At 37.4% G+C, this 10,759-nt stretch carries 7 protein-coding genes; 3 read left to right on the forward strand and 4 right to left on the reverse strand.

The window, feature by feature from the left end; all coding sequences use genetic code 11:
* Window position 1 precedes the first annotated feature (1 nt).
* A complete protein-coding gene (locus EHQ59_RS00310) occupies window positions 2–3,307 on the reverse strand; it encodes an exodeoxyribonuclease V subunit gamma (protein ID WP_135617192.1) in 3,306 nt (1,101 codons plus the stop codon).
* A gap of 251 nt (window positions 3,308–3,558) precedes the next feature.
* A complete protein-coding gene (locus EHQ59_RS00315) occupies window positions 3,559–5,283 on the reverse strand; it encodes an alpha/beta fold hydrolase (RefSeq protein WP_135617193.1) in 1,725 nt (574 codons plus the stop codon).
* A gap of 170 nt (window positions 5,284–5,453) precedes the next feature.
* On the opposite strand from EHQ59_RS00315, the gene EHQ59_RS00320 reads away from it, so the two are divergent.
* Window positions 5,454–6,551: a helix-turn-helix domain-containing protein gene (locus EHQ59_RS00320; RefSeq protein ID WP_135617194.1), complete on the forward strand. Its 1,098-nt coding sequence runs from the start codon at window positions 5,454–5,456 to the stop codon at window positions 6,549–6,551.
* Between the two features lie 108 nt (window positions 6,552–6,659).
* On the opposite strand, the gene vapC is transcribed toward EHQ59_RS00320, so the two are convergent.
* Together vapC and EHQ59_RS00330 are read right to left on the reverse strand one after the other, a co-directional pair.
* On the reverse strand, window positions 6,660–7,061 hold the full coding sequence (gene vapC, locus EHQ59_RS00325; protein WP_135617195.1) for a type II toxin-antitoxin system tRNA(fMet)-specific endonuclease VapC: 402 nt from the start codon (window positions 7,059–7,061) through the stop codon (window positions 6,660–6,662).
* Window positions 7,058–7,288, reverse strand: coding sequence for a toxin-antitoxin system, antitoxin component (locus EHQ59_RS00330; protein ID WP_135617196.1), 231 nt, complete (start codon window positions 7,286–7,288; stop codon window positions 7,058–7,060). Before EHQ59_RS00330 ends, vapC begins: the two co-directional genes overlap by 4 nt.
* Before the next feature lie 240 nt (window positions 7,289–7,528).
* On the opposite strand from EHQ59_RS00330, the gene EHQ59_RS00335 reads away from it, so the two are divergent.
* Complete coding sequence (locus EHQ59_RS00335; RefSeq protein WP_135617197.1) at window positions 7,529–8,443, forward strand: ArdC family protein; 915 nt, start codon at window positions 7,529–7,531, stop codon at window positions 8,441–8,443.
* A gap of 342 nt (window positions 8,444–8,785) precedes the next feature.
* Window positions 8,786–10,645 carry a DUF2075 domain-containing protein gene (locus tag EHQ59_RS00340; protein WP_135617198.1) on the forward strand — a complete coding sequence of 620 codons (1,860 nt, stop codon included), beginning with the start codon at window positions 8,786–8,788 and terminating at the stop codon, window positions 10,643–10,645.
* Window positions 10,646–10,759: the final 114 nt, after the last annotated feature.

The raw sequence follows: 10,759 nt of genomic DNA on the forward strand, positions 1-10,759 counted from the left end.
TTTAAAATCCTTTTCTTAGAAGGGGTAGGAGTAGGGAATAGACCTTCTTGAACGAAAATTGATACAACAAATCCTTCCCATAAGGCGATAGTTTCATATGCTCCGATTCAAATTCTAAGATTTGATCCGATTCTTCTTCCAAAAATTCCTTCCAGGCAGTTTCTAATTTACCCTCATCCTCTTCCGAGTGTTCCATTCCCATCTCTGCAAAAAACAAATTGAGTCCAGGGTTTGGTATGTACATCGGAGGTGATTCATTGATGAGGTTTACAATCTTTCGAATGTAATCGCAAGATTCTCTTTCGGGCAAACTATCAAAGCGAAGGATACCATCTCCCGATTTCTGTTTTGCTAAAATAGGAATGATGACTAATTTTTTTCCGATCGTTCGGAAGAGACAGGCACTTAAGAAGAGATGGATCATCTTACCAAAATAATCTTTTAAGTATTTTTTGATCGAATCGTTTGGTTTTTCTGGTTTGGGAACGAAACTTTTTGGATAAAACCAATAGTAAGTATCACCGATTGCTATCAGATTCTCCCACTCTCCCGTGATCGACTGGTTCTCATCCAAAGAAAAGGCAGGCAATTGGAAGCCGTCACGTAACCCTGTATCACCAATGGAGAGGGAACTTACGTATTGCACTTCATTCGAATTCGAAAAGAGTTCTGATTTTAATGATTGATATACCTCTGCAATTTCTGTGAGTTCTTCTAATAAAGTCTCTGTTGTGACAAGATGGAAAGCACCATAAGGAAATTCTGCCTTCTGTTCTGCGATTGTACTGAATTCATTGATCTTTTGCCCAATTGTATTTTTGTCCCAAGGCCAAGGTTCTTCGTTTGCCAAGGATTCTGTAAAGAGTGGAACAAATTTCGCTTTGAATAGAAACGATTCCAATGAGTTGAAATAAAAAGGTTCTTCGGAAGATGTTTCCTCTTCATCGTCCATGTACCCTAAGTTTTCTTTGATGTAAGGGAGAATGGGGTTTTGAAATGCCGCTGCAATGGATGATATTGAGATTTCTTTTTTGGATTTTAATTCTGAATTAGGTAAAACCAAATCTTCTAAGGAAGTAAAACTTGGTTTTGGCAACTCTGTCTCTAAACTTCTATACTGTTTTAAATTTCTAGCATAATCATAGGAATGAAGAATTTCCTTCTCATAAAATCGACTATAGGGTGTTAGGGGAATTTCAGTTGCTCTATCGATCCCAAGTGAATTCATAATCTCAAATAAACTTGAACATGGCTCAAATTCCTTATCTTCTAATGTGTTTTTTCCAACATAGGAAAATGTGATGCTATCTTCTGCCGATAAAATGGTTTCCCAGAGCAACGATTCTTGGATTTCGATTCGATTCAAATCCCAAGGTTTTGCATCATTTTTTCTAAGATTGAATCTAGATAGATCTTTGGATCCAGGAAACTTACCTTCACCTAACCCAACGATATAGATATGGGAAAAGGGAATGGGTCGCATCGGTTGTAAAAGAGAAATCGTAATCCCTTCCGTTAGGTAATTTCCTTTTTGTGCGGAAATGTTGGAAAAGATTTCATCTGTTTGCAAGGTAAGGAATTGTAAAAAGTCACTTACGTTGTTCCATTCGGTATCACACCATTTCGCAATGGTTTCTAACCATGTTGTCAAATAGATCCTTTCGTTTTCTGTTTCCTCACTAAATTTGAAGAACAGATTCCATTTGGATTCGAATGACTTAAATCGTTCATTTGCAGGCAACTGTAAAAATTCCGATTCAAAAAACGATTGTAAGGATTTGATTTGTTCCCAAACCAAATTCAGATGCAAAACAGAATCTTCTTCTGCCAAAGGATCTGTGATCATACCCATCCTATCCCAAGTAGTTGTTTCATCACTGATCACAGAAAGGAGTGCGCGTTTCACTCCAAAGGAAATGGTATAAGGATTCTCCTCTTTGTTTTCATCATAAAGAGAACCAAGTGAATTGAGTAATTGGCTAACGGAATTTGTTTGGTCAGAGGATGTCGTTTTGTTTTTGCCAGTGATGAGTGGATTCTCGAGCAATTGAATGAAATCCTCTTTTTCGATTCGTTGGTTTAAAAACGATGGGAAGAGAATTGAAAATACTTTGTATAACAAAGAAGAATCTTTCGCCACTAAATCCGAAAGAGAATAATTCAATCGGTGGAGAGTAGGGGTCTCTTCCATCGTTTGTGTTGTATAAATCCCTCCATGAAAAACCCATTCAATCGCTGCTTTGTAATCATTGGTATTCGGAACAAGGATCGCAAAGTCTAATAAACTTAAAGTCCCTTTGCTTATGCTGATTTTATGAAGGATATCATGTGCGATGGATTCCATCTCGCGGTATTCAGAAGGTGCATTCCATACCCGAACGGTTTGGTCGTTTAAATAGTTCTCTTCCTTCACTTGTTCTTCAAGTAAAATGGATTTGAGTTTTGCAAGCATGCCACCACTTGCATATTTGGATTTTTCTTTTTGTTTGGTCGCGTTTGAAAATTCTTTTGCTAAATAGGATTGTGGTTTTGCAAATTTGGATAAATAGTTTTTAGTCTTCTCTGGATTTTGTCCAATGACTTTACCATTATGAAATTGGTAGATATAGATATTAAAGTTTGGATTCTTCGAAACCGTTTTCAAAAAATCAATATAAGTCCCTGACAAATTGGACAAACAAAAAAAATGCAAACTCCCTTGGAGGGATAATTCTTTTCCTTTCTCAAGGTAATAGAATAGGTTTCTTTGATCGTCTTTGCTTAACTCAAGGTAAATTTCTTTTTCCAATTCCCAATACGGATCCTTTGTGAGATGGTTAGGGATTTGACTCTTCGTGTCCCTTAACCAGTTGTGAATCCAGTCTGACCTGTTCAATTCATAATCCTTAAAATACTTTGTCAAAAGGTCTGATAAATAGTATAACTTCGGTAAATCGGAAATGTAGGTTTTGATTTCTGGATGACTTTGGAATAAGGTTGTTTGGTTTTCATAGAGGAAACGAAAACAATCTTTTTTAAATGAATTGTAATCATAAAATTCTTCCTCTTCTGCCCAAGGAGGTATTTGTAAGGAAGCAAATATCGTTTTTAAAATCGCTTTTTCTAAGAATGTAAATTCAATGTTGATAGAAAGCTGTGAGTCATTGTACTTCGGTATGTTGAGTTTTAACCAAGGGATTAAATTCGTATTCGGCACTACCACAAGTGGCATACGAAGTGGATTTTCAATTTGTTCCTTTTTAATTTGTTTGGTTAGTTCCGAAGTGATTTCGTGCAGATGGAGTCCTGCAAAATAATGTATTGGCAAAAAAAATCCCTTATTTCAAAAATCAAAGATAGTTTCACCTCGTAGAACTGGGGAGGCAATCATTATCTGTTGTTCCGTTTTGAAAAAGAAACATTTAGGGCGCCATTTCCGGCTATACGCTCCAATCTTTGCCAAAGGCAAAGGATTTCCGCTACTATCCGGGGCGCTTCTATACCGAATTTGAACTTAAAAAAATGGGAGAGAGGGTCTCTCCCAAAACTTCACCTAGCAAATACTAAGTGATACGTCTTTCATTCACTTTCAAACTTAAGTGTGGATGCTGTGCTTGTGCTATGTTTAAAGGTTGTTGTGTAGAGTGAAATTGGTTTTGGTACTGCATACATGGGGTCAATGTTATCAATCGCCAAACCAATGCGAGATCCAGCAGGGAAGTCATGTGCGACTGCTTGCATGTCTACATTTAGGTCTACGTCTTTTCCTTTCACATTGAAAAGAGTGGCTGTTCCATGGCTGATAAGTTTTCCCGTTCCCCAAAAGTCGACTTCATAGAGGTACACAACTACATGTGGTGCGTAATCAGAACTATTGATACGACCTTTGTAAAATGTTCTCCCACGAAGTTTGAGTGGAGAAGAGAGATTATCGGATAGATACAACATTGCATTTGTCCGATCAATTAAATTTACATTTGTTTTGACTGGAACGGAAACGGCTCCATCCAATATCTCTGATAATAGAGGAACCCCCGTTGAGGCACTTGTCCCACCCGATAAAATGGTATCGTTCCCATTACTTGTGTTTGCTGTTGTTGTGATTCTACCTGGGCTAAAGAGTCCCATGGGTCGTAAGTGGTAAGTCTTTTCAACCTTGGAAGGGTTTGGCCAAGAGGAATAACTCACTCGATCACTAGAGAAACGTTTTTGGATCGTCACTTTTGGTTTTGTCATAATTCCATTTTGGATTCCTTTTAACCAATAATCGAACCAGTCATAGGCGTTCGTCCAAACATAATTGTTAATTCCGAGAATCCCACCAATCTCTGCTGTTGCATGGATTCCATTGTTTAAATCCAGTTTTTTAGGAACCGTGAGTTGTTCGAAGTAGGGAAGGATTTGGTTTGGTTGGAATAAATTATCTTGTGAGTTATTGGAAATGTAAACTGGTTTGCCAGATGCATTGAGTTCCGCTACAAAATTGTTAGGTGATCTTTCTCTTGCCCAGGATAATACAGTGGCAACGTCTCTTGTATCCAATAGTTTTTGAAAGTTCTCTGCAATGATTGGATCCATCCTTACTGTGATATAACCTGCGGTGACAAGTAGGAGTCCCCAAACAAGTCTTGGTGATTGGTTGCCATAAAGAGAATCAGGTAAACTTCCCCAACCACTCATAGCCACTGCGGTTTTGATCCTTGGTTCTTTGCTGAGTCCCAGTAATGAAATTCCCGCACCATACGAAATCCCCGCAATACCGATGTTTGACGCATTGACTGGAGCATTCGCTAAAAGGAAATCGATTCCTTTGGAAAGGTCTTCCATATCTTTGGGTCCTGCTACATTGATGAGTCCACCGGATGTTCCGAACCCTCTTGTGTTGTAACTAAACACAACATATCCTTTTTTTGCGAGTTTGGCTGCAGGGACAATGTATTCGTATTCATTGAGCGCCCAGCTATTGACAAATATAATCGCAGGGAATGGACCTGTCCCAGATTTTGGGATGAACAAGTTTCCTGTGATTTTGACACCGTCGTTACTTAAAAACGAAATGTTATCGTTAAACGAAAAACTTCCATCGTTTTCATTTTGGAATGCCGTTTGTATATCTCTAGTGTATGAAGCATTACTTTGTTGTAACATTTCTGGTGTCGCATTTGAGCTTTGCGACCTACCATTTAACACCGACAAGATGGCACTCGTTTCTTTTCCGTTTTGGTTTCCATTCCCCCCACACGCCACAAGTAGGAAGTTCCCTAAGATGAGGAGGAGAGTGAGATAGTTTTTTTGCTTTTTCATAATTCGCCTCTGAATTGCCTCAAAAATAACATAAAGAGGGAGGGTTTGCGTCTAAAATGGGAATCTTGGACGAAAAAGTAGGTCTAAAATGATAATTTTGTACGTTTTATTCGTACACTCGCAATTCCAAACAGTTGACGAATCCGTGCATATTGTCCGACTTTTGTCGTATGTCTGAATTTATGGGGTCTTGGCTCCAATTTGGTGCCTGGTATCATTTTGTTTTAGGAATCGGAATCCTCGTAAAAGAGAAAGGTTCCAAAGGGTTTCCCTTCGCAATGATTGCGGCTTTTTCTGGCGGGACTCTCATCATTTATGCATACCGATTGTTTGCAGGATTCGAATTTGAATTCCCACTCCTGAATCATGGGTATGTGCCCATCATCTATTTGATTCCAGGGAGCATGCAGTATACCATTGAACAGTTCTTAAATACAGAACCAGTCCCTTTCGGTAAGCTCAAACGATTGTACCCAACATTTGTTGTGATTGTACTACTTGTTTCCTTACAAATCTTCTATCCGCAATCGTTAGAACAATCCATGAAGGAAAGTTTTACGGGTCTTCCATTTTCCATTCCAGAATACATGGCTTTACTTGGTTGTTTGTATTGGGTGATCAGTTTCTTATGGATGATTTACCAATACCGACATATCCTCTACAACAATCCAAATGAGGAAGCAAAACTTGGTGTCCGAGTTTTGGGGATGATCTTAAAAGGCAATATAACGTTTGCTAGTTTTATTTTTTTAAGCACTTTATTCCGTTGGAACTCTGGGATTTATTTTACAGCAGGAATCGCTACCTTCATGGCAGTTGTAGCATTCATTGGAACAGAAATCAATCATGAGTTGTTTAAAGATATATTACCTGGCCTAAGGCAATCCTATCGCACTTCCCGAATCCTAAATCTCAATTTGGAAAAATTACAACAAGACTTAGACCATTTGCTGAAACAAGAATTCGTTTACCGAGAAGAAACAATCAACCTTTCCAATCTTTCCGAACGATTAGGGATTAAAGATTACCAATTGAGTGAGTACATCAATGCGTATTTAGGAATGAACTTCAATCGATTGGTGAATGAATATCGAATTGCAGAAGTTTGTAAGCTCATCGAACAAAACCCAAAGGTTAATTTATTATCACTCGCATACCAAGTTGGATTTAATTCCAAAGCAAACTTTAATGTAGCCTTTAAGTCCTTAAAAAAAATGTCACCGAGTGATTATGCGAAGTTAGTGGGAAAAGGAGTGAGAGGAAAGTAGGGGGATACATCTTCTCTTATTTTTCTTACATTTGGAAATTGATTCCCTGAATAAAATTCTCTTATCGTTTTCCAGCTAATATTAATTTTCATTGGATAAACTATCGTGTTAAGAAACCCAATTTTCTAATTTCAAAGTATTGATTCTTGAAAATTCTTTTTCGTTATTTGTTACAAGGATTCCGTTATGATGTAACACTATTGATGCAATAAGAAGGTCGTTTGGACCAATCGGAATTCCTTTCAATTCTAGATTTGAACGAATTTCAGCATAGATTTCCGAATCAACATCATTAAACCCTAAGATCTCAAAAGGATCTAAGAAATCTAAGACTATATTTCTATTATTCTTTGGATTTTTACTTTTTAAGGCACCTAAAAGAAGTTCAGCTTTCACGATTGATGGAATTTTAATTCTGTTCGGATTAAGTTTCCTAATGTTATGTTCAATATTTTCATTTTTCCCTTTGAGGAAATAAATGCAAATATTTGTATCTAAAAAGTAATTCAAAATGAATCTCTCGGGCTTTCATTTTTAAAGTGCAAGGGAGCAGGTTTATCAAAAGAATCATCGACTATTGAGCCATATAATTGGAAAAAATGTTCAGGCCATTTTTTTTCAAAGGAATTTTGCAATTTCACTTTTACCCATTGAGAGATCGAAACTTTTTCTTTTTTGGCAGCTAATTCAATTTTTTTGAGCGTATCTTGATCTATATATAATGACAACTGTGGCATTTGTGGTATCCTCCGCATTCCCTGATTCAAGTATACTAGCAAGTATATATTTTGTCAATCTTGTTTCCTGAGCCGACGATTCGGATACATTTCTCCCAAATCCAGACCTGAAATTTTTTTATCAAAATCTCCCATTTGTCCCAGGTAACACGTATATTCTGTTCTGTTTGCCAGTGAATCCAATCGTTACTTTTTTCCAAAAATTGTGACACTTTCTCCGTTGGCCTTACACCCATTTGTATGAAACAGAACCATTCAAAGAAAATAATTCAGAGTATTACAAAAGATGTGAAGGAGGCAATCCAATCGGGTAGTCTTCAGAAGTGGGTCAAACCTTGGCGGAGTTTTGGATTTCCAATGAATGCATATACATACAAATACTATGGTTTACTGAATACCTTTTGGCTCACCAATGACTTAGTGAAGTTCGGGTTTACTTATCCCGTTTGGGCCACAGAGAACCAATGGAAAAAACTTGGTTATGCATTGAAAACAGGGGAATCGGCAAAAACAGATGTTTTATATCCTTGTCATATTCAAATTCCAATCATTTCTAAAAAGAAATCTGCAGTTGAAGGTGGCGAGGATGAACTAGAAGAAACGGAAATCAAATATAAATCTTGTTTGGTGCATAAGGCATATCCTGTTCTAAATATTGCTCAAGTGAATGTTCCTGAAAGTGAATATCATTTGTTTGTAAAGATGACGGTTCAAGATGCTCCTGAAAGTGTTTCTCAGTTTGTGCAATCGATCAAACACAAGATGGAGGAGATCGGAAATGATCGAGCAGCTTATGTCGTCCAATCGGATACAATTTGGATGCCAAAAAAGGAGTATTTCATAAGTGAAGCTGGCTACTGGGCGGTTTACTTACACGAGTTAGGCCATTGGACTGGGGCATTTCACAGATTGAATCGAGATTTATCTGATGATATTCGGAATTATGCTTTTGAAGAATTAGTCGCGGAACTTTGCTCTGCTATCTTTGCTGGTGAATTTGGATTTAGCGGAGAGTTGCAGCATAAAGAATACATTGGGTCATGGCTTAGAATCTTGGAAAACAATCCTCGAGCGATTGTTAAAGCAGGGTATCTTGCCATGGAAGCTGTGGAGTATCTGAAGAAAGAAGCGAAGAAGGGGGCGGGGGCGAGGTGAGCCCCTGCCTTATTTTGAATCCGAAATGATCTTAAACCTTATAGGATCAATTTATAAAGTATTCCAATGATTAAGGATTAATTGGATTTATTCAAACAGAAATAGAGATAGATGAGATCAATTCTTTTAACAAGCGATCCAATGTTGATGAAACAGAGAGAAGCCATAGATCTTCATTCGATGATTCATATATATAGTAGAATAAAAATCACAATGAATCCTATAATTTAAGTTAGATTTCAAACCTAAACATAGATGTCTTTTTAAAGAAAAAATATTGCAAAAAATTGAATCATATCCGATTTTTAGCATCTAACTCTTGATATTAAGGTAAGAAATTAGGTGATAATTTATAAATCTACAGTGAATGGATTTCTGAGCGATGTAGATTCCAATCGAATTGACGAAATCATGGTGGACACCTATTTCAAACGCACTCTAGGTCGCGTTTCGAATGCAGAAGTGAGCTCGTGGCGAAATTCGCTAACAGCAATGGAAAGGATTGTTGGTAGAAGCGATTTACCTTCCGATGCAGGTATTGCCATTGAATACAACATACCTGCAACCGCCAAACGTGTGGATTTCATTGTTTCAGGATATGGCCCCAGTCAAAAATCCTCTATAGCGATTATTGAATTAAAGCAATGGGAGTCAGCAGAAATTACTTCAAAAGATGCGATTGTTAAGACCAGATTAGGTAAGTCACTCGTAGAAACCACTCATCCATCCTACCAAGCTTGGAGCTATGCTGAACTATTAAAATCATTCAATGTAGAAGTATATGAGAAGAACATTGAAATCAATCCATGCGCGTATCTGCATAATTATAATTCTGAGAACGGAGTACTAAATGATGAGTTTTATTCATTACATACTTCCGTTGCACCTTTATTCTTAAGAGAAGATGCAGATGCACTTCGTAATTTTTTAACTCAGAGAATCCAATTTGGCGATTCTGGAGATACAATCGATCGAATCGAAAAATCCGAAGTAAAACCTTCGAAACAATTATCTGAATCAATTGCAATGATGCTGAAAGGTAATCCTGAATTTACGATGATAGACGAGCAAAAAATCGTATTCGAGGAAGCGCTCTATTTAAGTGAACAAGTAAAGAAAGCAGGGAAGTCCGTTTTGATTGTGGAAGGAGGACCAGGAACAGGTAAATCAGTTGTTGCGATCAACTTACTTGTTGCCTTATTAAATCGAAACTTAAACGTTCGGTATGTTTCTAGGAATGCTGCACCACGCGCTGTTTTTGAATCAAAGTTAACAGGAACACTCAAAAAGACGAAAATATCATCTCTTTTTTCTGGTTCGAGTAGTTTCTATACTTCTAAGAAAGATGAATACGATGTTTTGTTAATTGATGAAGCACATCGATTGAATCAATTCAGCGGATTGTATGGCAACTTAGGTGAAAATCAAGTGAAGGAATTGATTCATGCGTCCAGATCATCCGTTTTCTTTTTGGACGAAGACCAACGAGTGACTCTAAAAGATGTTGGGTCCCAAGAAGAGATTGAACATTGGGCAAAAAACGCAAAAGCAAATATTACGAAGCTTAAATTAGAATCTCAATTTCGATGTAATGGCTCTGATGGATATCTTGCTTGGTTAGACCATATCCTACAAATTCGAGAGACTGCAAATTCCAATCTGGAAGGCATTTCTTATGATTTCATAATTTTTGATTCCCCTTCAGAACTTCGAAGAGCGATAGAAGAAAAAAATCAAATAGCAAACAAAGCTCGTTTAGTAGCAGGGTATTGTTGGGAATGGAAAAGTAAAAAAAATCCAAAGGATTTCGATATCAAATTTCCTGAATATAATTTTTCCATGAAATGGAATCTTACCGAAGATGGGAGTCTTTGGATTCTAAAGCCTGAATCTATCGATCAAATTGGATGTATCCATACCTGCCAAGGATTGGAACTAGATTATGTTGGCGTAATCATCGGTCCAGATTTAACAGTAAATGAATCTGGCTTGCTGATAACAGATGCTAGCAAAAGGGCAAAACAAGACAACACGATCAAAGGTTATAAAACACTGCTGAAAAATCATCCAGAAGAAGGTGCGAAAAAAATCGATATGGTTATTAAGAACACATATAGAACACTAATGACGCGAGGAATGAAGGGTTGTTATGTGTATGCGTCGGATGAGGCTTTGAGGGAATATTTGAAGGGGAGTGTTTGAACGAATGAAGGACAAGCCATGTAATAGCCTGATTACATAAAAACGGACACCTTTTTTTCGCAGAAAAAGCAAGAGGTGCCAAGTGAGCAGACGATCAAAATACTCTCCGGAGTT

This window comes from Leptospira kemamanensis (genome assembly GCF_004769665.1).
GTDB lineage: Bacteria > Spirochaetota > Leptospiria > Leptospirales > Leptospiraceae > Leptospira_A > Leptospira_A kemamanensis.

Bases quoted from the DNA above. Each gene is read 5' to 3' on its own strand.
- EHQ59_RS00315 (WP_135617193.1), bottom strand. From the start codon at position 5,283: ATGAAAAAGCAAAAAAACTATCTCACTCTCCTCCTCATCTTAGGGAAC.
- EHQ59_RS00320 (WP_135617194.1), top strand. From the start codon at position 5,454: ATGTCTGAATTTATGGGGTCTTGGCTCCAATTTGGTGCCTGGTATCAT.
- EHQ59_RS00330 (WP_135617196.1), bottom strand. From the start codon at position 7,288: ATGCCACAGTTGTCATTATATATAGATCAAGATACGCTCAAAAAAATT.
- EHQ59_RS00335 (WP_135617197.1), top strand. From the start codon at position 7,529: ATGAAACAGAACCATTCAAAGAAAATAATTCAGAGTATTACAAAAGAT.